At 42.4% G+C, this 22,262-nt stretch carries 21 protein-coding genes and 2 pseudogenes; 14 read left to right on the top strand and 9 right to left on the bottom strand.

The features are described 5' to 3' along the window. The first annotated feature begins 114 nt into the window (after nt 1–114). On the top strand, nt 115–408 hold the full coding sequence (locus IPP77_10230; protein ID MBL0310030.1) for a hypothetical protein: 294 nt from the start codon (nt 115–117) through the stop codon (nt 406–408). Next, on the top strand, nt 409–555 hold the full coding sequence (locus IPP77_10225) for a hypothetical protein (GenBank protein MBL0310029.1): 147 nt from the start codon (nt 409–411) through the stop codon (nt 553–555). It abuts the gene before it with no gap. 1,002 nt (nt 556–1,557) lie between these two features. On the opposite strand, the gene IPP77_10220 is transcribed toward IPP77_10225, so the two are convergent. Genes IPP77_10220 through IPP77_10210 form a run of 3 tightly spaced genes read right to left on the bottom strand, consistent with a single transcriptional unit; the run spans nt 1,558 to nt 4,679 of the window. Next, entirely contained in the window at nt 1,558–2,409 is an 852-nt protein-coding gene (locus IPP77_10220) for a tRNA pseudouridine synthase A (GenBank protein MBL0310028.1), read from the bottom strand. After that, on the bottom strand, nt 2,396–3,463 hold the full coding sequence (locus tag IPP77_10215; protein ID MBL0310027.1) for a fatty acid desaturase: 1,068 nt from the start codon (nt 3,461–3,463) through the stop codon (nt 2,396–2,398). Before IPP77_10215 ends, IPP77_10220 begins: the two co-directional genes overlap by 14 nt. A gap of 13 nt (nt 3,464–3,476) precedes the next feature. Then, complete coding sequence (locus tag IPP77_10210; protein ID MBL0310026.1) at nt 3,477–4,679, bottom strand: thiolase family protein; 1,203 nt, start codon at nt 4,677–4,679, stop codon at nt 3,477–3,479. Nucleotides 4,680–4,735: 56 nt separating this feature from the next. On the opposite strand from IPP77_10210, the gene IPP77_10205 reads away from it, so the two are divergent. Both IPP77_10205 and IPP77_10200 read left to right on the top strand, forming a co-directional pair. Next, complete coding sequence (locus IPP77_10205) at nt 4,736–5,182, top strand: DUF4293 domain-containing protein (protein ID MBL0310025.1); 447 nt, start codon at nt 4,736–4,738, stop codon at nt 5,180–5,182. 139 nt (nt 5,183–5,321) lie between these two features. After that, the gene (locus tag IPP77_10200) at nt 5,322–5,861 is read left to right on the top strand and encodes a hypothetical protein (protein ID MBL0310024.1); all 540 of its coding nucleotides are present in this window, start codon (nt 5,322–5,324) and stop codon (nt 5,859–5,861) included. A gap of 17 nt (nt 5,862–5,878) precedes the next feature. On the opposite strand, the gene IPP77_10195 is transcribed toward IPP77_10200, so the two are convergent. The 3 genes from IPP77_10195 to IPP77_10185 all read right to left on the bottom strand — a co-directional run bounded on the left by IPP77_10195 (nt 5,879) and on the right by IPP77_10185 (nt 8,623). Then, nucleotides 5,879–7,075 carry a beta-lactamase family protein gene (locus tag IPP77_10195; GenBank protein MBL0310023.1) on the bottom strand — a complete coding sequence of 399 codons (1,197 nt, stop codon included), beginning with the start codon at nt 7,073–7,075 and terminating at the stop codon, nt 5,879–5,881. Nucleotides 7,076–7,187: 112 nt separating this feature from the next. Further along, complete coding sequence (locus IPP77_10190) at nt 7,188–7,892, bottom strand: ComF family protein (protein ID MBL0310022.1); 705 nt, start codon at nt 7,890–7,892, stop codon at nt 7,188–7,190. A 5-nt stretch (nt 7,893–7,897) separates the two neighbouring features. Next, nucleotides 7,898–8,623 (bottom strand): ribonuclease H-like domain-containing protein, encoded by a 726-nt coding sequence (locus tag IPP77_10185; GenBank protein MBL0310021.1) that lies wholly within the window; start codon nt 8,621–8,623, stop codon nt 7,898–7,900. 131 nt (nt 8,624–8,754) lie between these two features. Here IPP77_10185 and IPP77_10180 point away from each other — a divergent pair, with 131 nt between their 5' ends. Continuing rightward, nucleotides 8,755–9,060, top strand: a complete 306-nt coding sequence (locus tag IPP77_10180; protein MBL0310020.1) for a DUF3467 domain-containing protein — start codon at nt 8,755–8,757, stop codon at nt 9,058–9,060. A gap of 2 nt (nt 9,061–9,062) precedes the next feature. On the opposite strand, the gene IPP77_10175 is transcribed toward IPP77_10180, so the two are convergent. Continuing rightward, complete coding sequence (locus IPP77_10175) at nt 9,063–9,497, bottom strand: SRPBCC domain-containing protein (protein ID MBL0310019.1); 435 nt, start codon at nt 9,495–9,497, stop codon at nt 9,063–9,065. Between the two features lie 148 nt (nt 9,498–9,645). On the opposite strand from IPP77_10175, the gene IPP77_10170 reads away from it, so the two are divergent. The 9 genes and pseudogenes from IPP77_10170 (at nt 9,646) to IPP77_10130 (ending at nt 20,614) form a co-directional block, all read left to right on the top strand. Continuing rightward, a complete protein-coding gene (locus IPP77_10170) occupies nt 9,646–11,859 on the top strand; it encodes a ComEC/Rec2 family competence protein (protein MBL0310018.1) in 2,214 nt (737 codons plus the stop codon). 765 nt (nt 11,860–12,624) lie between these two features. Continuing rightward, nucleotides 12,625–13,459 (top strand): annotated as a pseudogene (locus tag IPP77_10165) (IS5 family transposase). A gap of 335 nt (nt 13,460–13,794) precedes the next feature. Continuing rightward, nucleotides 13,795–14,382 carry a TetR/AcrR family transcriptional regulator gene (locus IPP77_10160; GenBank protein ID MBL0310017.1) on the top strand — a complete coding sequence of 196 codons (588 nt, stop codon included), beginning with the start codon at nt 13,795–13,797 and terminating at the stop codon, nt 14,380–14,382. A gap of 45 nt (nt 14,383–14,427) precedes the next feature. Then, nucleotides 14,428–15,534 (top strand): hypothetical protein, encoded by a 1,107-nt coding sequence (locus IPP77_10155; protein ID MBL0310016.1) that lies wholly within the window; start codon nt 14,428–14,430, stop codon nt 15,532–15,534. Nucleotides 15,535–15,544: 10 nt separating this feature from the next. Then, a complete protein-coding gene (locus tag IPP77_10150; GenBank protein MBL0310015.1) occupies nt 15,545–16,243 on the top strand; it encodes an ABC transporter ATP-binding protein in 699 nt (232 codons plus the stop codon). A gap of 11 nt (nt 16,244–16,254) precedes the next feature. Then, the gene (locus IPP77_10145) at nt 16,255–17,412 is read left to right on the top strand and encodes an ABC transporter permease (protein MBL0310014.1); all 1,158 of its coding nucleotides are present in this window, start codon (nt 16,255–16,257) and stop codon (nt 17,410–17,412) included. Between the two features lie 13 nt (nt 17,413–17,425). Further along, the gene (locus tag IPP77_10140; protein ID MBL0310013.1) at nt 17,426–18,583 is read left to right on the top strand and encodes an ABC transporter permease; all 1,158 of its coding nucleotides are present in this window, start codon (nt 17,426–17,428) and stop codon (nt 18,581–18,583) included. Continuing rightward, a pseudogene (locus IPP77_10135) lies at nt 18,580–19,853 on the top strand (FtsX-like permease family protein). Before IPP77_10140 ends, IPP77_10135 begins: the two are co-directional and overlap by 4 nt. 23 nt (nt 19,854–19,876) lie before the next feature. Further along, nucleotides 19,877–20,614 (top strand): outer membrane lipoprotein-sorting protein, encoded by a 738-nt coding sequence (locus IPP77_10130; GenBank protein ID MBL0310012.1) that lies wholly within the window; start codon nt 19,877–19,879, stop codon nt 20,612–20,614. Between the two features lie 133 nt (nt 20,615–20,747). Here the strand turns inward: IPP77_10130 and IPP77_10125 are convergent, their stop codons facing one another. Next, nucleotides 20,748–21,374: a hypothetical protein gene (locus IPP77_10125; GenBank protein ID MBL0310011.1), complete on the bottom strand. Its 627-nt coding sequence runs from the start codon at nt 21,372–21,374 to the stop codon at nt 20,748–20,750. Continuing rightward, on the bottom strand, nt 21,353–22,030 hold the full coding sequence (locus tag IPP77_10120; protein ID MBL0310010.1) for a hypothetical protein: 678 nt from the start codon (nt 22,028–22,030) through the stop codon (nt 21,353–21,355). The genes IPP77_10125 and IPP77_10120 overlap by 22 nt, the downstream gene beginning before the upstream one ends. Between the last annotated feature and the right edge of the window lie 232 nt (nt 22,031–22,262).

Raw genomic sequence — 22,262 nt, 5'->3', positions numbered from 1 at the left:
CCCCCCCCCCCCCGGGGGGAGGCCCCCCTCTTATAAACCCCCCCCCCCAAACCCCCCGGAAAGACATATCAGGTTGGAGTAAAAAGAGGCAAGAAGTGAACGAATGTTAAAATCTTGCAGATTCCATATGAAGCCAAAGCCACGTCCCACTTGCGCTTGAAGAAACCCTCGGACGACAACAGTTGGGCATTTCAAACATTACAGCGACATGCCGGCAAACCATCGCCTGGTGGGCTTGCTCTAACCGTTCGCAACTCGGTGAAAGCGAGCAATGGGAGATGTTTATTTCAATATTTTCGGAGAAAGAGTTTTGCCAACGGTTCGCCCTGTGAAGCATCGGAGTTGGTTCACTTCCGCCACCGCATGGGCAGAAGGAGTAGAGTTGATTTTAAAAGAAGTATCCGGTGAATGGAAAAGCAAGAGGAAGTGACATTGACACGACGGGCAGGAAAAACCACATTTCCCTCCGACACCAAGCCCAACAGAGAGACTTGCGCCAACGACCCAGAAGTTCAAACAACAACAAAAGACACAAGCACTCCTTTGAACTCTTAAAATGCACAAACACCAACACAAATCTACAGTTTACTGAGCCGCATGTGCAATGTATGAGCAAAGGAAAGAACATAAGAAATATGAGTTCGAAGCAAAGTATCCATAGCCTGGACACGAAACAGCGGAGGATTGTAGCAGCACTCAACATTGAAAAGGGGACGCACACACGCAAACCCACTTTGCACTAAAACACACAACAGTTCCCCGAAAGGCCATAGTAGATTTAGGATACCGGAGTGAGACAAGTCCGCAACCCAAATCGTTCCGCCAAGAACACCGCTGATAAAACAAAACGCCTTTCAGAAACAAAAGGGAAAAGAAGATTTACAACGAAGAGCAGCCATGAACCCACTATTGGTCATTTGAAACAAAACTATGGTTAGGAAGAAACTTTACAAGGGAATAGCGGACCAATAATGTTGTTACACGCAGCTTATAACTTCAAACGAGCATCAATCAGGTTTTAGGTGACTCTTTTGTTCGATTTTTGAATCGCTTATTTACCTTCCCAGTGCACCCAATATCTTTGAATTGATGGAAATGACTTTTTAAGGACTGACTAAATAGCTTTAGCCATAATAATTTCCCTATCAGTTGGTGACTCACCAACCGAAATAGGAGGTCGAAGACTACAAAAGTCTTTAGACTTTGGTTAATCGGCCACGGCATGCCATGGGCGACCACAACCTTCCCCCAACTTAATGAGTGCTTATTTACTACCAAACATATAGCTCCTACGGAGCTAAAATGCAGGGTCAGTATTTATTTTGTCTTTGAATTACAAAAGTCTTTAAGACTTTTGTAGTTTAAATCACGGCTAAAGCCAATACAAATCTTCCAAACCCTCCGCCATGAATGGCGGAGTTATTAACAGCGCGCTGAGCTGCGCGAGGGATTGCAGTGGAAATCCTTTTCTTCTATTTAAAATATACGAGTAGAAAAGATTGGAACGTAAAGCCCGGCCGACGCCGAGGAACGAGGCGGGGGACGCGCCCAAATTATTTAATCAATATAAGGATACTTGACTTTGGATAAAAACAATCCGGCGGGCGAAGCGAGGTTATGAATGCGGAATTCTTTTTGTTGGGTGACGGTGTCGGTAAATTCGTCGAGCGATAGTTTGCCTTTGCCGACCATGAGCGTCATGCCGACAATTTTGCGCACCATGCCGCGCAGAAATCGGTTGCTGGTGATGGTGAAGCGCAGCACCTCTCCTTCTTTTCTTTGATAGTCGGCGGTGAGCGGCGAACCGGTAGGTGTATTTTCAAAGGGTTTGAGGACGAGATGATGAGCGGGCAGAATGTCCCAGCGGGCTTCGGTGACGTTGCAGAGATTGGTTTTGAAATCTTCGCTGGCCAAGCAGAGGGAAGTGAAATCTTTTACGGTCTTGATAAATTCAGTAGCGCGCAATATCGGCTCCCAGTTTATAGGATAAAATCCTTGATAGGAAGCATACTTTTTGATGAAAGGCGATTTGTCGAAGTACACGTAGTATTCGTAGGTTCTGTGCGTGGCATCGAAACGCACATGTGCGCGATCGGCAACCGGTATGATTTTGAAGATGGAAATGTCGTCGGGCAATACGCAGTTGAGTCGAAATAGAAAGTCGGCAGGATCTTCGATTTCTTTTTCGGGCATAAAGTGCATGTAGAAATCTTTGGCGTGAACGCCGCTATCGGTGCGCCCACAGCCGGTAGAAGGCACCGGATGGCGCAACAGTTTCTGCAAAGCTTCGTTGATGGTTTGTTGCACGCTGGGCGCATTGGTCTGCACCTGCCAACCGCAATAGTTGGTGCCGTCATAGGCCAGGTGAAGAAAATAGCGAGGCCGGAGCACCTGATTATCTGATTCCATTCAGGATGACATTGGCGTTGGGGGTGTTGCGCTTGACGGGAATGGCAGCAACTCTTTGTTTCAAAAAGGCGATCACTTCTTCTTGCGTTTTGAATCGCTCACCGATGTCCACAAACTTTGAAGCCAGGTATTTATAATTATGGCTGACGAGCAAGAACCAAACAACGAAGAAATCAATGCCCTGAAAAATGACGGCGTGGTTGTCTTTATATTTCTCTATATTCTTTTGAAACTCTTCGGGCATCTCGGTCCAGTGCATGCTTGGTCGCAAATGATGGCCGATGTGGTAGCCATCGTTGAAGCAAGTCCTGTTATAGGCAACGTTGATACAAGTGAGGCTGTTGCGATAATTGTTTGCCGGAGTTTCGGCATCAATAAAAGCGTGTTGCGCCCAATTTCCGGCCATCATGCCGAAGCGAGAAATTATGAAAGGCAAAATGAACACCATGAGTGTAGCCTGCCAATTAAACTGCCAGAGAAGGATACACATGACGATGAAGCCAACTTCACCCATTAGAATTTTGCGAATGAATTTCTTGCGGTTCTTTCTTTGAAAATAAAAGCTGAGGTCGGTCATGCCAAAGAAGAAGAACATGAAAAAGTATTTCATGAAATCAATGAAGCGGTCGCGCTGATAATTCATCGTGCAACTTAAATCATCAATCAGATTGTTTTCGGCATGGTGCATCATGATGTGATGACCGAAATAGGTTTCGGGAGTTTCACCGTAAAACGGCCCCAGCACCCAAGGTATGAGGTTATTCAAAATGTCGTATTCCTGTTTGAACAATTTTCTGTGAGAGGTGTTGTGCAACATCAGGATGAAAGGACCCAAACCGGTAGCGATATTGAATAGCAAAAAAGGAACTGCTATCCACCACCGGAAATAAAAGAAGAGCAAGATTGATACCGGAATGACGAAAAGCAATATGCGAAGGCAAAGTTTGAGAAAAGGCAGATCGCGCTCATCGCGTATCAGTGTGAGTAAAAACCTTTCAAAGAAATTGTAATTGTCGCGAGGAATGAAAACTGGATCGGTGATAGTTAACTGCATTAATCTGTAAGTATTAATAATTCATGTTTTCATAAATAATCGCCATACCCTGGCCTACACCTACGCACATGGTTGCCAGTCCGTACTTCACATTCTTTCTTCGTTTCATTTCGTGGAGTAGGGTAGTAGTAATTCTAGCTCCAGAGCATCCTAGCGGATGACCGAGAGCGATAGCCCCACCGTTCACGTTCACGATTTCGGGATTCAATCCTAAATCGCGAATGCAAGCAATGGATTGAGAAGCAAAGGCCTCGTTTAATTCTACTAGACCGAGGTCGGCCGCTTTCAGCCCGGCGCGCTTCAGCGCCTTTTGTGTGGCTGGTACCGGGCCAATACCCATATAGGCAGGCTCTACTCCTGCCGCAGCTACAGAGACAACTCTTGCCAATGGCTTTAGGGAAAATTCCTTGACAATATGTTCATTCACAATGATTAAAGCGGCCGCTCCATCGTTGATGCCCGATGAATTCCCAGCCGTAACGGTTCCCTCCTTGTTAAAAGCCGGTCTCAGTTTTGCTAAATCTGCAGCCGAGGATAAACGGGGATGTTCGTCCTTTCCGAACGTTTCCTTTCCGGCTTTTCCCTTATCAATCCCCACTGCAATTAGTTCATCGTTAAATTTTCCTGCATCATGAGCCGCTTGATATTTCAACTGAGAAGAATGGGCAAACTGGTCTTGTTCCTCCCGACTGATGTTCCACTTCTTAGCTACATTCTCCGCTGTTTCACCCATGCTATAAGTGGTCTCCTTTGGAAAAGATTTATTCGTAAAACGCCATCCAATACTGGTATCGAACATTTGTTGCACCCGATCGAACGCGGTTACTGCCTTAGATAGAACATAAGGTGCACGAGTCATGCTTTCCACTCCTCCGGCAATGTAAATTGACCCATCTCCAGACTCAATCGCTCTGGAAGAATCAGCTATGGCCTGTAGTCCTGAAGCACATAAACGGTTGACGGTAACGCCTGCCACCTCTATCGGAAGACCTGCCAGCAAAACCGTCATACGTGCGATATCCCGATTGTCTTCACCACTTTGATTGGCATCGCCTAAGATCACTTCCTCGATCTGCTTCACATCCAGCCAGAATAGGTTGCGCTCTACCAGCTTTTTAATCACCCAAGCCGCCAAATCATCGGGACGGACACCACTTAAGGAGCCATTCAACTTTCCGATGGGACTGCGCCCTGCATCTATTATATAAGCCTCCATTAAATGAAATAATTTAGGTTTGCGGCGCAAATGTAGTCTTTCAAAATCATCCCTATATGATACAAAGAATCCAAACTGTATTTATTCTACTCGCTATTATTTCACTTGGCTTGTTTCTTTATTTACCTCTAATCACACTGGAGGTAGATGGAAATAAGTTTGTAGAACACATTCCAGGTTGGGATGTTTCAATTTTTAAGGAGGGCTACTTCTATTACGTGAATGCTGTGTTTGCCGGAACAGCCATCGGGCTTGGCCTGATTTCTATCTTCCTTTACAAACGCACCGGTTTGCAACAATTGTTTTGCTGGTTTACCATCTTCTTTATCATTGCTGCCGAAGCATTTGTTTTTTATCGTTATCAAACCCGCATGTTCCCTGGCGATGTAGTTCTTCGGAAGTGGAATATTCTGGCAGCCTTTGCGCTTGTTTTTGAAATCCTTGCCGTGGTATATATCCGGAAGGATGAGGACAAACTCAAGAGTCTCGACCGGTTGAGATAAATCCGCGTCAGGATTTATCGGGTATTCATTGTTTGATTTATTAGAGGCTCTTCTTCACGTTTGTTTATTTGTTTGATGTTTTACCGAATGGTAAAAAATAAAACATAGACTTTTGTGTCTGAAATAAAAAAGGAAATTCATGGACAAAAATCTTGGAATTGGTTCGAGAGTAGAACACTCAAAATACGGCAAAGGGATTGTAGTAGATAGTGATGTAGACTACTATTACATTTGGTTTAAAGAAGATAGCAACAGTCGCGGTATTGCCCGAGATTATGAAGGATTAAACGTGCTGGATAAAGTAGAAGCCGAAGTTCCTTCTATAACGATAGAGGATGTCAAACGCGCCATTCGAGAAGTGGTAGATGAAAAAAGCGATATGCAGGAAATTGTTCCGCTTGCGAACAAGTGGCAGAACGGAACTTTGATTTTCAAATCGTTCGACCCTACTCTTCAAGGTAAAGACATTCCAATCGAAACATTTTTCCATAAAATCGTAATGCTACGCGATCGCTTGAGAGTATTGGAGCAAAACATCAACTCCCACAAGGTGCTAACCGATGAAGAAAAAGTAGATTTACAGCAGTACATCACTCGTATATATGGATCGCTGACCACCTTCAACGTGCTCTTTAAAAATCAGGAGGACTATTTTAAGGGAGCGGGAGGAAAAGAATAGCTCATTTTCAAAATGAACTATTGCAGCGAGGCGATATTCTGAAGATTCTTCACGTTCTCTATAATGTCCCATACCGGCTGGGTGAAATAATTTTTTTCATTGGCTTTATTGCTCAAAACAATGACTGTGTAGCCACTGTTTAAGTCGCGGGCAAACACATTATTACAACCATGCCAGTTGCCATTGTGATAAATCAAATAACCCTCTTTCTGTTTCACCATGCGCCATCCATAGCCGTAATTTCGGCTCTTATCTTTGCTGAAGGAATAGCGGTCTAAACTGCGTGGAAGATAGGCCTCCCCCATCATTTCAGGAGAAATAACTTTCCCTTCGCGGAGTGCCTTATCCCATATCATCATATCTTCAACAGAAGCATAAATTCCTTTATCACCCATCACGCCATCCGAGTAGGTAAGATTCCATTCTTTCCATCTGCTTTGATAGCAGGCCGAGCCACAATGACCTAAGGAATCCCGAACATCAAACGCAAAGGTGTTGTACATGCCAAGTGGCCGAAAAATATTTTCCTGCATGTAATTCTGATAGGTCATACCGGTTACCTGTTCAATAACAGCACCCAGCAAAGCGTAATTAGTATTAGAATACATAAACATCCTATCGGGACGACAACGAACGGCTGGTTTGGTTCTGATAAATCTTTTCACCAGCGCTTGATTATCGAGATAGTCCACCGAATTTCCTGATTCCTTACCCCAATAAATATAGTCAGGCAGGCCGCTACGATGAGTCAGCAACAGTTTCACCGTAATCCCCTGATAAGGGAATTCAGGAAAAAATTTTTGAATCGGATCGCTTAACGCAATCTTTCCTTCCTCCACCAATTTAAGAATAGCCGTAGCGGTAAATGTTTTAGTTACTGAGGCCAATTGAAAGGGCGTTTCGGTAGTCAGCGTATCTTTATACTGTATGTTTCCATAACCGAAGGCACCTTTATAGACCACCTGTCCGTCCTTAGCAACCAATACACAACCATTGAAAGCGTCTAATCGGTTTTCGTGACGACGAGAATAAAAGTTAGAGATTTGCTCAGCAGTGATTTGGTTTAGATGATCTGTCAAGGCGACCGCCTTGGGATAGACTTCATCGTTCTTCCCGCATGGATCACCCGGAGGAAAAGCTGAAGCGAGTTGAACGCAGAGCAGAACAATAAACAATGGAAAAAATAAGCGCCAAGCCTGTTTGCTGTGCTTCATATCTGTAGATGACTGTTTAAATACTGTTTCACTGTTATTAAACGAAAATCAGGCAAATATGTTACAGAAAGTTCTAAAAATCAAGTATTGTACAAGAAATTGTCAGTACAATTTACATACTGACGGATATAGCTATAAAACTAACTTTAGTCTCCGGAACACTCAAAATAGCCTGCAGACAGGCATCGGCAGTGGCACCGGTAGTAAAAACATCATCTACCAACAAGATATGCTTTCCGGAAAGTTGCGAAGCATCTGTTACTGAAAAAATACCCGCTACATTTCCATACCGGTCATATCTCTTCTCTTTAGTCTGTGAAACATTCTGGGAGGTTCTCATTAAAGCTGTATCGGAATATGGAACATCCAACGATTGAGATAGTGCCTGAGCAAACGGAGTACTCTGATTATATCCTCTTTGTTTAAGCTTCTTCCAGTACAAGGGTACCGGAACAATCAGGTCAATATCTTTTATGACAGAATCGGATTGAATAAGATGATGAGAAAATATCTTACCCAGATAAACTCCGACATCTTTCCTTCCTTTGTATTTTAACTCGTGAATCAGACGCTGTACCTTTCCCCCCTTTTTAAATTGCAAGAACGCAGCAGCTCCTTGTATGGGCACCCTTCCCCATAAGCGATTCGCCACCGGGTTGTCCGGCTCATTCCAATAACCGGTAACCGGTAGTTCACTCAAGCAGAAAAGACAAATCACTTCCTCCCCTTTCAACAGTTTGCGTTGACAACTCAGACAAATATTCGGAAAGAAAAGTTCCGAAAAATCCAGTAGATATTCTTTGACTCGCGCCAGCATCACATTTATTTCACTACAACCAGGTCTTCATCGCTTAATATTTGTTTTTCGCCCTTAAAGCGTTGCAATAATCGAGCAACCGTCACTACATCTTTCTGGCAATACTCCATAATACGCGGAAGATTTTGTTCCTGCCAATAAACCCGACAAACATCTTTGCCATCTATGTCGTCTTTAGGAGTGGGAATATCTAAAATCTCTGCTAGCAAGCGAAGAGAAGTGTAATGTTTATAGTCACCGAATTTCCAGAGCTGGAGTGTATCCACATCAAAAGTCTCCCAAGGACGCTTGCCCGAATAGTCAATCATTTCAGGAAGGTCGAATTGGTGAATTAGCAGTCGGCGACAAATAAAAGGGAGGTCAAATTCCCGAATATTGTGTCCGCAGAAATGAAATTTATAAGGATTGCCGAAGCTGCGAAGCATATCAACAAAGGATTGAAGCATTTCCTTTTCGTCATTTCCAAAAAAGGATTTTAGTCTAAAAGTCTTTTCGTTTTTATCTACGTGAAAGAATCCGGTAGAAATACAAACGATTTTGGCAAACTCAGCATAGACACCCGCCCGCTTCAGATATCCATCTTCCGGCGTTTCGTTCTCTGCTTTGAAGTGCGCGTGTTTAATCGCCCACAACTCTTTCATGGTTGGACTCAATTCCGAAAAGGATGAAAATTGGGGCACGGTTTCAATGTCAATAAAAATAAGCTGTCGTAGATTGATATGTGAAAGCATAATGATCTAAAAATCTGTTTACGTTATTTATAGATAAATGTAAAAGATTCTTGCTACCCCAATAGCCTGAAACACTTCATTTAATCTGTTAAATGAAAATTATTTCCACCTTTGCACCTCAATAAAAAATCATGGACGAAAAGCAAAATCAACAACTCAATATCGAATTGCCCGAAGATCAGTCAGAAGGTATTTATTCCAATCTGGCCATCATCTCTCATTCTCCGCAGGAGTTTGTGATTGATTTCGTCCGAGTCATGCCCGGCGTACCCAAGGCGAAGGTTAAATCGAGAATTGTACTGACACCAGAGCATGCCAAGCGATTGATGAAGGCTATGATTGATAACGTAAAGAAATACGAGCAGCAATTCGGAACCATTGTAGAAAGAGAACAGCCCATGATGCCGATGAACTTTGGGCCAACAGCTCAAGCCTAATATTACCGGGTCTCGGCCCTCTCCTTCAATTTCTGATTCATCAATTCAAAGCCTTGCCGAGTTTTGGTCTCTATCATTTGGCCAAACAGCGGAATCAACATACCGGAAAAGTCCTCGCGATGAATAAAAATGGTTTTGTTTTCAGATTGCCGTTGTAGTATGAATTGATGCTCTCCATCAAACAAGCCACTGACAAACAGCTTTCCTTTCCAGGAAAATTGTTTGTTCTTCACAAATGTCTTCACTACCGGGGCAAACTTCATGGTGCTTCCACCGGGCTGCTGCAAAATCACTTCTATCGTTTCGCCGGGGATTACATTCCCCGATAGTTCTCGAATCATCGGATTCCATTCAGGATATTTATCGAAGTCGGTGAGGATATTCCAAATCTCTTCAGCGGATGCATTGATTTCGATTTGTGTGATAAGCTGTTTCATAGAAACACAAAGATAAAAGGTTAGTTAAAATGGGTTTCGCATCAAAACGCGGAGAATATTTCTCTCCGCCTTTAGCTCCTTGCGAAATACCTTTTCTTTCGGCGTTTCATTTGTAATTTATTCGTACATTTCGTTTACAATATTATCCATGAGATCCTTTTGGAACGAGGTACCTATGTTGCGAATTGCTATTGCACTAATAGCAGGAATTCTCATAAAAATATTTTTGTCAGCCTTTTTTGTTTTGACCCCTACGCTCCTTGTTGGGGCCAACATCATATTTTGGATTGCATTTAGTGTCGTACTCCTGATCCACCAAACAGAGGACGTTCATCTAGCTCACCGATTCAGAATATTAAATGGGATTTCCCTAAATTCATTATTCATTAGCCTAGGTTTTATCCTCGCTATGCTACGCACCGAGTTAAACTCCGCAAGCTACTTCAGTAAGATGATAAAACCGGAGAGTTCGATTGTCGTTATCATCAACAAACCGCCTCAAGTGCGCGAAAACGTAGTTCGGGCCATTGCAAAAGTTATCGAAGTGGTGAATGAAAATCAAAGTTCGCTGGCTATGGGCAAAATGATGTTGACGTTCACTAAAGATTCTTCTAGCATGAAATTGGCTTACGGAGATGAATTAATAGTGAGTGGTGGAATCAAGGAAGTAGAACCTCCGAAGAACCCGGAAGAGTTCAACCTGAAGCGGTACCAAGCGTTTCAAAATGTGTTTCATCAATCCTATCTAGTTTCAGGGCAATGGAAATTATTACAACATGAAGCGGGGAATTCATTTTACACAAATGTTTACCGTATGCGGAATTATTTTCTTCAAATCATCCAAAAACATGTCGGCGACCCGAATGATATGGCTGTCGCATCAGCCATCTTATTAGGCTATCGCGATGACATGAGCGGAGAGGTGATGAGCGCTTACGCCGGTTCCGGGGTACTACATGTGTTGTGTGTCAGTGGTTTGCATGTGGGAATAGTTTTTGTGATGTTGAATTGGCTGCTGAGCGAAATGGATGGTTTTGGGGGGAAATGGAGAACAGGGAAAGCAATAGCTATTATTCTCTTTATATGGTTCTATGCATTCCTTACGGGGCTAAGTCCCTCAGTGTTGCGCGCTGCCACCATGTTTTCTATTCTTCAAATAGGTAAAACCTTTGTTCGGCATACCAATACATATAACACCATAGCTGCCAGCGCTGTCATACTAATGCTTTTTAATCCCTACATCATCACTGAGATTGGTTTTCAGTTGAGTTATCTTGCCGTGATTGGTATTGTGTACCTATATCCTAAAATCTCGGCACTCCTTCTCATCGGTTCTTCGCATCAACCGAAATATGTTTTGCGGAAAAATCTTTTCCAAAAAGCAAATGCCTTTATCCGATACGATTTGAAATGGGCGAGTTTGAATCTCCTAGATGCCACTTGGAAAATTGTCGCCGTATCATTAGCTGCGCAAATAGCAACGGCTCCTCTCAGCCTATATTATTTTCATCAGTTCCCAAATTTATTTTTAATAGCCAACCTAGTGGTGATACCGATGAGTAGTTTTATTATTTACGCTGGTACCGGATTGTTAGCATTCTCTAAAGTAGCCTTACTATCAGATCTCGCCACCGGCATTTTCAATTTCCTTTTGCACGAGCTCAATCGGTTCATCTTTGCTTTTCAGCAAATCCCTTATGCCGTGACAAAAGGCATTAGCATCAGCTCCATACAAATGTTGCTGATGTATCTGTTTTTTGTTTTTATTCTCTGTTTTGAAGTGGCGCGCAAGCCAAAACTTATACTTGCATCGCTGATAATGTTGTGGATGATATGTGCAATTCAAGCTAACCACGATATAGAAAGAGGTCTGACAAAAGAGGTGGTTGTGTATTCAGTTCCAAAAGAGAAGGCAATGTCGTTTATCTCAGAGAAGAGAATAATTAATGATATTCATGAGAAATTATTACTGAACAAAAGCTCCCTGTCCTTTCATATTCTGCCGCATTGGTGGTGGACGGGCGCCGAGAGGGTAGTCATCGAAAAAAATAATAGAATTCGTTTGGACTTCGGGACATTACATTTGTTTGAAGGGAAAAAGGTACTCATCGTAGATTCGGAAATCAAACATTTGAATGAACCTTTGCAAAGCCGTTTAACAGTAGATATGCTAGTTCTGACTGGGGATCAGAAAATATACTTGGATGATTTAAAGAAGGTGGTAAATTTTAAAGAAGTAATTTTCGACGGCACTAATAAATGGTGGCGAATCAACTATTGGAAGAAAGACTGTGAGCGACTAAAAATCAAGTATTGGAATGTAGCAGAGCAGGGAGCTTATATCTATAAAATAGTCCAATAACTGATACCCACGTTTTGCATTAAGGGTCTGCTTTTGAATTCACGTATTCAACTAATCTCAATACCATAATATACTTATCAAATTCTGGACTAATCAGTTTCTATGACGTAGTTTTAGAGATTATTCAGACTATATTGGCATGAAACCATTTACCAATAAGAATTATTCCGTTCTAGGAATGGAAATCGAATCTCCTTATATGAAATATTGAATTTCTATAAGAAAAGGAAGAGTTTATAAATCGGATAAAATCAGCTTTTAGGAGAAAAATGATGGCAAAACAGGATATTCATCGCGAATCACCTATCTGTACAAATAAGGCCGAAGGTTCTTGTTTTTATCCATTTCGATGCAAACAGAGGCTATTTGAAGCAAAATCTTTCGCGTTTGTATACAAACGCGAGACGTTTTGGCGCAAACGTCATCTGTTTTGGTGCGAATAGATAAGGTTTGAGTGCAAACGGCATCTGTCTTTATGCAAATAGAACGCGTTTCGATGAGAATGGTACGTGTTTCAACGGAACTAGAATCTGTTTTGATGCAAACAGAACGTGTTTTTATCGGTTCATTTTGACAGAGGTGTAAAAACCGGTGAATAAGCTATTGAAGTGTTCCGCCCCCAACTCTATATGAAATAATTTTCACTTGCTATTGGGAGAATAGACTTCTTTCCAAAATGGGTTTATTCTAAAAATAAGTACACTAGACTATGTGTTCTGTTGATTGAATTGTGGAAAAACAGAAGTTTGATAATTTCTTTGCTTCATGCGATGGGCAATTATTCAAAAACAGCCAAAGGCACAGTTTAAACGTAGTACAGGAGTCACCCGAGAGGTGTTTCATCTGATGGTGCAGGCTCTAGAAGAGGCAAATGCAAAAGCAAGAAAGCACCCAAGCCGTGGAGTGGCTTCCAAATTAAGTTTAGAGGACAAGGTTTTGATGCTCCTGATGTATTACAGGGAGTATCGAACGATGTTCCATATTGGCGTTACCTATGACATTAGTGAATCGGCGGTTTGCAAAATAATTATGGATACGGAGCATAAGCTCATCAACGATCCCCGGTTTCATTTGCCCGGCAAAAAGGTACTTACCCGTCCGGAAAATAAGTTTGAGCTAGTCTGGATAGATGTGACGGAAACCCCTATTGAGCGACCTAAAAAAAACAGCGGCGTTATTACTCAGGTAAAAGAAAAGACACACCTTAAAATCACAGATAATAGCAGACCAAAATACCCGACAGATTGTTTGCACCGAAGTGGGAAATGGACGCAAGCATGATTACAAGCTGTATAAACAAAGCCAAACACCCATCCATCCTACCATAACCGCAGAAGTAGATACCGGATACCAAGGATTACAAAAGGCACATCCCAATACCGAAATACCAAAGAAAAGAAGCAAGAAAAATCCGCTTACCAAAACAGATAAACAAAGAAACCAACGGATATCCTCCAGCAGGGTGGCTATCGAGAATATCATCCGAAAACTCAAAATATTCAGAATACTGGCTGAAAAATATCGAAACAGAAGAAGAAGGTTCAAATTGCGGCTCAACCTAATCGCGGCTATTGCTAACTTACTAACTAAGCCTATTTGATTTTGGAAAGAGGTCTAATGTAGGCACACTTTGTTTTAGCAAATAGATTTTGGAAAGGATAAATACTGGAATAGAGGAGGCACAAGGAAATCTCTTTTCAAAATTGGAAGAATTATACCAAAAAGCCTTGAATGGGATAAAGATTAGGCGCCCAATTCAACAGACATCATTATTTGATTGAAAACATGGGGACATCATTCTATTCGTGGCTCAGATTGGGCGTATTCATGTCGTCAATCGGTCTCAATCATGACAATTCATTCACTAACAAATGTTACTATTTTGATCTTTATAAACATTTTTCGTAACATTATGTCCGAATTATATGGTGGACCTTGAAAAACGATTTGAAAAATAAGAGCAGCGAAGAAAAGATCGTACACACAGCAAGTAGCCTGTTTATGAAACACGGGATGCGACGGGTCACGGTAGAGGAGATATGCTGTGAGGCGGGGGTAAGCAAGATGACGTTTTATCGTCTATTCAGCAATAAGGAGGCGGTGGCCGAAGTGATTTTATTTGAGATTATGGAGAAGGGGATGTCGCAGTATCGCTCGATTATGAGACAGGACATTCCCTATGCGCAAAAGGTGGAGCAGATGATTGCGATGAAGCAAAATAGTACGCACGAGATAAGTAAGGAGTTCGTGAAGGATATTTTTCAAAACCGAAACCCGACACTGAAAAAGCATCTGGATGATTTTAGCCAGAAGGTGCGGAAAAAATATATCAAGGATTTTAAGGTGGCTCAGAAGAAGGGATGGATTAGAAAGGAAATTAAGCCGGAGTTTATCCTATACATTTTGGATGATTTGCAGGCGAAGATGATGGATGATCGGCTGCTTAGAATGTTTAAGAATGGACGGGAAATAACTACGGAACTGACGAACTTCTTTTCCCATGGAATATTAACAAAAAAGTAGGCGACGGTGTACAGATTGCGTTGTCTATTTTTAATTTCTCTCATGATGATTGCTTTGTTTATTAAAGCTCAATATGAACCCAACAAAGTTTCTTTCGAAGGTCAGGTATCCGCTTTGGGAAGTTACAGTCCCTTGGCAGACCGGCAAGCATTTATCGGAGTGCGCTACATCCCGGAACTGAATTTCGATTTTCGAATAGACACGTTCAAACGTTTGTATATAGAGGCTTCTGCCAATATCAATCTGGGGCTGTCGTTTATACCGGTAGATTCTGCTACGTTCAGCGGAAATGTTTTGCCTTATCGGGTTTGGGCGCGATATACGAGTCGTCAGTTTGAGTTGAGGATGGGTTTGCAAAAGATTGATTTTGGTTCTGCTACTTTGTTGCGACCTATGCAGTGGTTCAATCAGATTGACCCGCGGGATCCATTGCAATTGACGAACGGGGTGAATGCCCTGCTTGGTCGTTATTATTTTAAGAACAATGCTAATCTCTGGTTCTGGGTGTTGTATGCAAATGAAAAACCCCGTGGATTTGATGCGGTAAAGACCAGTAAATGGATTCCTGAGTTTGGCGGTCGGGCGCAGTATCCGGTTCCACGTGGTGAGATGGCGTTGTCTTATCATCGCCGAACTGCCAACTCGCACAACATTGCCGGAATAACACCTTATCCATATATTCAGGAAGACCGGGTAGGTTTAGATGGAAAGTGGGATGTGGTGGTAGGGTTGTGGTTTGAAATTTCCTATATCCATAAATACAGAGACGTAGAGTTTCTAACTAATCAAACATTGATGAATCTGGGAACAGATTATACTTTCGGAATTGGAAACGGACTGAACATCATGGCTGAGCACTTGCTAATTGCTTATGACTACAAGCCATTCCGGTTTCAAAATTTAGTGAACGTTACTGCATTAAGCATTTCCTATCCATTTACAATGGATGACCGGTTAACTTGCATTACTGCTTTCAGTTGGGAGACGAAGGGAGTATCCTCCACCTTGTATTACGAACATCAGTTTAAAAGAGTAACAGGCTATATCATGGCCTACTATAATCCAAAAACACAAATAGGAATTCAGCAAAACGAATTAGTCAATACATTTTCCGGCCCCGGTGTCCGGTTGATGATAGTCTATAATCATTAAACCCAGAATTATGAATAACGAAAGCATTATCAGTTTGGAACATGTAACGAAACGCTATCCGGTTGGCGAAGGAGAGTTCACTGCACTAAGCGATATCAATCTGCAATTTGCTAAAGGAGAGTTTTCGGGATTAGTGGGGCCTAGTGGCTCAGGAAAAACAACCTTGCTGAACATCATCGGTTCTTTAGATAGCCCTACGGAAGGTAAGGCGACGGTGATGGGGAAAAACATTTCTAACCTATCGCACAAAGAATCTGCCCAGCTGAGAAATCTTCACATCGGCTTTATCTTTCAGGTATATAATCTCTTGCCGGTTTATACAGTTTTTGAAAACGTAGAGTTCTCTTTGATTCTTCAAAACAAAGGCAGTGCTGAGCGGAAGAAAGCAGTGATGGAAGCGTTGGAATGGGTTGGGCTTCAGAACATGGCAGACAAAAAGCCCAGTAAGCTATCCGGTGGTGAAGGGCAGCGCGTCGCCATCGCACGCGCCATGGTGAAACGCCCCGACTTGGTTTTAGCAGACGAACCCACCGCTAACTTGGATGCAAAAAATGCGCATGCCATTATTCAAACAATGAAAGAGTTGAATAAAGAATTGAAGACCACTTTTCTTTTCTCTACACATGATGAAAAGGTGATGGGCTATTTAAGCCGCATGGTTCATTTAGAAGATGGCAAGGTAAAAGAAGATGAGCTCGTAAAGAAGTAACCAGAGATAGTATGAAATTAGCGTTTCAATTAGCTTATAGAAACCTGATAGGAGCCGGTCTGCGAACCTGGCTCACGGTGAGTGTTTTGTCCTTTGCCTTCGTGGTCATCATTTTTTACAACGGACTATTAGATGGTTGGAATGAACAGGCCAAGCGCGACACCATCGCCTGGGAATACGGAAAGGGACAATTGCTTCACCCTAACTACAATCCTTACGATCCATTTAGTTTGCAGGATGCTCATGGAGTTTTTCCCAATGCAGAAAAACAAAATTTGGTACCGGTGCTGATTCGTTCGACATCCTTATATCCACAGGGAAGAATGATTGGCGCTATGCTGAAAGGAATTGATGTCAATCAACATATTTTAAAACTGCCAACACAAAGGCTAAAGGAAAGCACAGCTCCCGTTCCAGCAATTATAGGCAAGCGAATGGCAGCCTCTACGAAGCTGAAAGTAGGTGATGAAGTATTGATACGCTGGCGCGATAAGAACGGGACATTCGATGCTTCTAATATTACCATCGTCGAAATATTCGATTGTAATGTTCCTACCGTTGATATGGGCCAAATCTGGATTTCCATAGATAAACTCTGGAACATGACCGGCTTGCAAAACCATGCAACGATTTACATTAATGGAACCAGCGCGTCTCCAACAGATATGGCCGGATGGAAATTCAAAAGTCAAACCGACCTACTAAAAGATATCACCGATATTATCGCCATGAAAAGAGTCAGTGGCTCTATCATGTATCTATTATTTTTAGCCATTGCACTCTTAGCCATTTTTGACACACAGGTATTATCAGTATTTAGAAGGCAAAGAGAAATCGGTACTTACATTTCTCTGGGCATGACCAGAGCACAAGTGGTGGGTATATTTACTGTAGAGGGAAGCATGAACAGTTTGCTCGCAACTACTTTAGGTTGCATTTACGGCATCCCACTCTTCATATATATATCATACACTGGCATTCCGATGACAAAGGCATCACAAAATATTGGCTTGGCCGTTGCAGAAAGAATTTTTCCTGTTTACGGTGTAGGGCTTATACTTGGTACCATTCTTCTAGTTGTTCTCTCTTCTACCATTGTCAGTTTTTTGCCTTCTAGAAAAATCGCAACGATGAATCCGGTAGATGCACTTAAAGGGAAAGTTCAATAACGGATGTTATAAAGTGAAACTAGCATTTCAATTAGCATATGAGAATCTGATAGGAGCCGGACTTCGCACTTTGCTTACGGTGGGTGTACTCTCATTTGCTTTTGTAATTATCATACTTATCAACGGGTTTGTGACCGGATGGAAAGAACAAGCCACCCGCGATTTAATAAACTGGGAAATTGGTTCAGGTCACTTGGAAAATAAAAACTATGACCCTTATGATCCATTTACCATTACCGATGGGCACGGTGTTTTAGACGGCAATCAATACCAGGATCTGTCGCCGATATTAATAAGGCAGGCAGCTATCTTTCCAAGCGGGAGAATGGTTTCTGTCTTGTTAAAAGGAATCAGCACCAGTCAGACTGTTCTTAAATTGCCAACTAAACTATTATTGGAAAGTTCTGCTGAAATTCCAGCAATTATCGGTAAGCGGATGGCGGAGTCGGCACATCTAAAGGTGGGCGATGAAGTACTGATGCGGTGGCGGGATAAAAATGGAATTTTTGATGCCGCCCCTGTCACGATTGTTGGAATATTTAGTTGTAATGTCCCCTCAGTTGATCAGGGACAGATTTGGATTTCAATTCAAAAACTCTGGCAGATGACCGGCTTAAAAAACAATGCTACCTTTTTTATTGCCGGAGAAAATTTTAAAGAGAAGGCGCTTCCGAATTGGAATTTCAAAAGCCAGTACCTGCTGTTGGCAGACATGAGGAAAATATTAAACTCTGAACGGATCGGCGATGCCTTTATTTATATTCTGCTGTTGGCTATCGCCTTGCTTGCAATTTTCGATACACAGGTGTTGTCCGTTTTTAGAAGACAGCGTGAAATAGGCACCTTCATATCCTTAGGAATGACGCGAGCACAAGTGGTAACACTATTTACCATAGAAGGAAGTATGAACAGTATTCTGGCGGTATTAGTCGGAACGGCATATAGTACTCCATTCTTTATTTATTTGACGTATACAGGTATATCCATACCTGTATCATCGGATGAAATGGGAGTTACTCTACCCAGTACCATATATCCAGCCTTCAGCGCAGATCTGATTTTAGGTACGATTGCACTCGTGGTCATTTCATCTACCATTGTCAGCCTTTTGCCTTCTAGAAAAATTGCAACGATGAATCGGGTAGACGCTTTAAAAGGGAAAATACAATGATTGAATTTTTGATGAAAGGAATCCTCCGGGATAAGAACAGAAGCTTATTGCCAGTCATTATCGTTACGATTGGCGTGATGCTCACAATCGCATTGAGCGGGTTTATGCGGGGCACTATGAGTGATATCATTGACCAGAATGCCAGATACGAAACCGGGCATGTCAAAATAATGACTCGGGCCTATGCTGAAAATAAAGATCAATTGCCCAACGATCTAGGCTTCATTGGTGTCAATGAATTATTGGATTCGGTGAGGAAAGAGTTCCCCGATGTATTTTGGGTAGAACGCATTCGTTTTGGAGGGTTGATTGATGTGCCTGATAGTACCGGAAATACTCGCGCACAGGGCCCGGCCACGGTATGGCTCTGGAACTGCTCAATACCAAAAGCGGTGAAGCAGAACGGTTAAACATCAAGAAATCTTTAGTCACCGGAACCATACCTCAGCAAAGAGGACAAGCTCTTATCGGCCATGATTTCTCAAAAAAATTGGGATTACATATAGGCGACACCGTTACTTATTTCGGGACCACCGTGAACGGAAGTATGAGCTTTCAAAACTTCGCAATTTGTGGCACCGTCCGCTTTGGTGCAGCAGCGCTGGATAAAGGTACAATTGTGGTAGATATTGCCGATGCACAACAAATGCTGGATATGGAAGATGGTGCCGGAGAAGTACTGGGTTATTTGAAGGACGGCGTGTATGTGGACGAAAAGGCCGAACGGATTGCCAGTCAATTCAATGCACAATACAAGGATAGCAAAGATGAATTTGCACCGGTAATGGTTCGTTTAAAAGAGCAAAACAACCTAGCCAGCTACATTGATTTGGTTGATTCCTTTTCTACTATTTTTATCGGCGTCTTCGTATTGGCTATGTCCATCGTCTTGTGGAACACCGGACTTTTAGGCGGCCTGCGCCGCTATCAGGAATATGGAATCAGGCTAGCGCTGGGCGAATCCAAAGGGCATATCTACCGTTCTATAGTATTTGAGGCAATCATGATAGGAAGCATCGGTTCGGTTGTGGGTACTGCCATTGGTTTAGCGCTGGTCTTTTATCTACAGATTAATGGTTTGGACATAGGCAACGCGGTGAAGAATTCAAGTATGATGATGCCATCTGTGATGCGCGCCAAGTTTACTCCCGACTTACTTTACATTGGATTTATTCCAGGATTAGTCGCTACGGTTTTAGGCAACCTACTTTCAGGCATTGGCGTTTATAAAAGAGAAACCGCTACATTATTCAAAGAATTGGAAGTTTAATTTTCAAACGAAACAAAAGACAAATGAAATACTTAATGACATTTATACTCTCATCCGCCTTATCCATTTTATTAGCAACAAGTCCCGACGCAGAAACAATTTTGAAAAGAGTAGATGCTAATATGACCTCCGAAACGAGCGTGTCTGAATCGCAAATGGTCGTTCACGGGCGCAGAGAGGACAGAACTATTACTTCCAAAGGATACTCGAAAGGGGAAGATCAATCATTCATCGAATATCTGGCCCCAGAAAGAGAAAAGGGAACAAAAATGCTAAAGCTGGGAGACCGGCTTTGGACTTATTCCCCCTCATCTGACCGTACCATTCAGATTTCAGGACATTTGTTACGCCAATCGGTGATGGGGTCTGACTTATCTTATGAAGACATGATGGAAAGAAGAAAACTCATTGATATGTATCATGCAAAAGTTGTAGGGGAGGAAACGATGGCTGGCAGAAAAGTATGGGTGCTGGAGCTGAATGCAAAAGTGGATGATGTATCTTACGCAAAAAGGAAAGAGTGGATTGATCAGGAACGGTTTGTACCTCTTCAGGAAGAACTCTTTGCTAAAAGCGGACAGCTTTTAAAGAAAACTGTGATGAACGAAGTAAGCAAGGTGGGCAACCGGTGGTTCCCCAAGAAAATCAATTATAAGGATATGCTGAAAGATGGCAAGGGGACAGATTTCATTATTATCAGTATCCAGTTCGATGCCGCTATTCCTGAGTATATCTTCAACAAGGCATCGTTGAAAAAATAAATGAGTTACCTGAAACCTATGCTGAATATTGATGGTATGGATAGTTCCACCAATATAGGAATCACGGGATTTAAAAGGGACATCTGACCTGACAGGGCCTTTATTTTTCTTACGAGTGTTTTTCTCTTGCTTTTCAAATATCCCTTGCCTTGGGTTTCCAAAGACGTAGGTTCCATCCCAAACCACCCATAAATTTCAGTTCATCCATCCTTTGAGAAGCCCCCGGAGACTTCGACAACATTTGTCCGGTCACCCCCTGCACCTTCACAAAGAAGTGAAGCAACGTACTTACATAAAAGTTGCATCCTATTTGCCCTGAAATAATCGGGGCGACGACATAGGGACTAAGTTTTAGTTCATCATCACCTCTGTAAACTGACCTAACCACTGCTACCCCCGGCGCCACACCAATATATGGATCCCACCGACCTGGTTTTAAGAAATGAAAATTAGCGCCGCTGAAAAGCGCATGATTCACTTTGATGCCAGCTTGGTCTTTCTGCAGGGTGGAAAAAGAAAAACAAACACCACCGGTATAGGCAAAGAGGTCTTCAAAAAAAACCTCTGCCTCCCCATTCAGATAAGCTACTATTTGTTTTTGAGCAAACAAATATCCTCCGCCCAAATTTCCCTGTGTGCGCAGGCTCCCTTTTCGCTGTTCCCAAATTCTTTGAGCATCAGACGGATAAAAGATGAGCAATGCAATGAGAAATGTCAAAAGCCTGATCCCCTTTTTATTCATGATGCTTTGCGGTTCCATAACTTGTAGATTTTATAGTTAACACTAAGAGTAAGAAGCAGGTGCCCTTCCCATCCGGCATTTTTATGCAATTCAATTTCCATCTCACCGGCTTCATTTTCTTCAGCATGGAGTTCCTTGCCAAGATGAATCATATACTGCGCCGCTAAAGAAATATCGAATCGAGGAGTGATATTATAATGACAGCCCAAGCCAGCTTGCACGGCAGAACTGAACCGGCTCCGGTGATCTCCGTTCTCCCCATTGATTCTAATATTGGTGATGTCAAAGCAATGACCAGCTAACACATAGGGCGTAAGTTTTCGGGTAAAGGATTTTGTATTCAGCAAATAAAACATCACGCTCCAACCCACGTGATAATCCATGCGGGAAGCCTTGTTTTGAATATTTGCCGGCAGCACATCCGCAAACCATTCGGTATTCACCCTGTCTGCCAACTGAAGACGGAAGTGTCCTCCTACACCGGTACCGATCTCTCGCCAATTGCCATGATTGAACAGGCTAACCGTATTGCGAACCCCAAGCGAGAAGTTACCCCCTTGCTTTTCGTAAAATATTTTGTTGAGCAATCGTTCGCGCTTTTCCTGCGCATTGGTTTGAAGTGCCGTCAGCAGCACGATGAAGAAGAAAACTACCTGCCTGATCTGTGGGTACATAAAATCTGGATTTGGTTAGGTAGTCGTGTGCCATGCTGGGTCGGTTTAATATTATAACGAAGGACTTGGGAAAATTATTGCATCAAGGCAAATAACCATCTGCTGTTGTTTTATCCGTGTGGGATCTTTTTGAAAATGATTTTAGAACAAAAGAACCCTGTGGCTATGATGCTATTTCGTCTGGGGTGCCTGAAACGGAAACCCCGATGAAATATAAGTAACCCAATTTTAT

Source organism: Bacteroidota bacterium, from assembly GCA_016722375.1.
Classification (GTDB): Bacteria; Bacteroidota; Bacteroidia; order Chitinophagales; family LD1; genus Bog-950.
Note: the sequence above shows the minus strand (reverse complement) of the source record. Positions and strands in the feature narration are given on the sequence as shown.

Bases quoted from the DNA above. Each gene is read 5' to 3' on its own strand.
- IPP77_10215 (MBL0310027.1), bottom strand. From the start codon at position 3,463: ATGCAGTTAACTATCACCGATCCAGTTTTCATTCCTCGCGACAATTAC.
- IPP77_10145 (MBL0310014.1), top strand. From the start codon at position 16,255: ATGAAATTAGCGTTTCAATTAGCTTATAGAAACCTGATAGGAGCCGGT.
- IPP77_10195 (MBL0310023.1), bottom strand. From the start codon at position 7,075: ATGAAGCACAGCAAACAGGCTTGGCGCTTATTTTTTCCATTGTTTATT.
- IPP77_10150 (MBL0310015.1), top strand. From the start codon at position 15,545: ATGAATAACGAAAGCATTATCAGTTTGGAACATGTAACGAAACGCTAT.
- IPP77_10200 (MBL0310024.1), top strand. From the start codon at position 5,322: ATGGACAAAAATCTTGGAATTGGTTCGAGAGTAGAACACTCAAAATAC.
- IPP77_10180 (MBL0310020.1), top strand. From the start codon at position 8,755: ATGGACGAAAAGCAAAATCAACAACTCAATATCGAATTGCCCGAAGAT.
- IPP77_10170 (MBL0310018.1), top strand. From the start codon at position 9,646: ATGAGATCCTTTTGGAACGAGGTACCTATGTTGCGAATTGCTATTGCA.
- IPP77_10130 (MBL0310012.1), top strand. From the start codon at position 19,877: ATGAAATACTTAATGACATTTATACTCTCATCCGCCTTATCCATTTTA.
- IPP77_10185 (MBL0310021.1), bottom strand. From the start codon at position 8,623: ATGCTTTCACATATCAATCTACGACAGCTTATTTTTATTGACATTGAA.
- IPP77_10175 (MBL0310019.1), bottom strand. From the start codon at position 9,497: ATGAAACAGCTTATCACACAAATCGAAATCAATGCATCCGCTGAAGAG.
- IPP77_10120 (MBL0310010.1), bottom strand. From the start codon at position 22,030: ATGTACCCACAGATCAGGCAGGTAGTTTTCTTCTTCATCGTGCTGCTG.
- IPP77_10125 (MBL0310011.1), bottom strand. From the start codon at position 21,374: ATGGAACCGCAAAGCATCATGAATAAAAAGGGGATCAGGCTTTTGACA.
- IPP77_10220 (MBL0310028.1), bottom strand. From the start codon at position 2,409: ATGGAATCAGATAATCAGGTGCTCCGGCCTCGCTATTTTCTTCACCTG.
- IPP77_10205 (MBL0310025.1), top strand. From the start codon at position 4,736: ATGATACAAAGAATCCAAACTGTATTTATTCTACTCGCTATTATTTCA.
- IPP77_10190 (MBL0310022.1), bottom strand. From the start codon at position 7,892: ATGCTGGCGCGAGTCAAAGAATATCTACTGGATTTTTCGGAACTTTTC.
- IPP77_10225 (MBL0310029.1), top strand. From the start codon at position 409: ATGGAAAAGCAAGAGGAAGTGACATTGACACGACGGGCAGGAAAAACC.
- IPP77_10155 (MBL0310016.1), top strand. From the start codon at position 14,428: ATGATTGCTTTGTTTATTAAAGCTCAATATGAACCCAACAAAGTTTCT.
- IPP77_10210 (MBL0310026.1), bottom strand. From the start codon at position 4,679: ATGGAGGCTTATATAATAGATGCAGGGCGCAGTCCCATCGGAAAGTTG.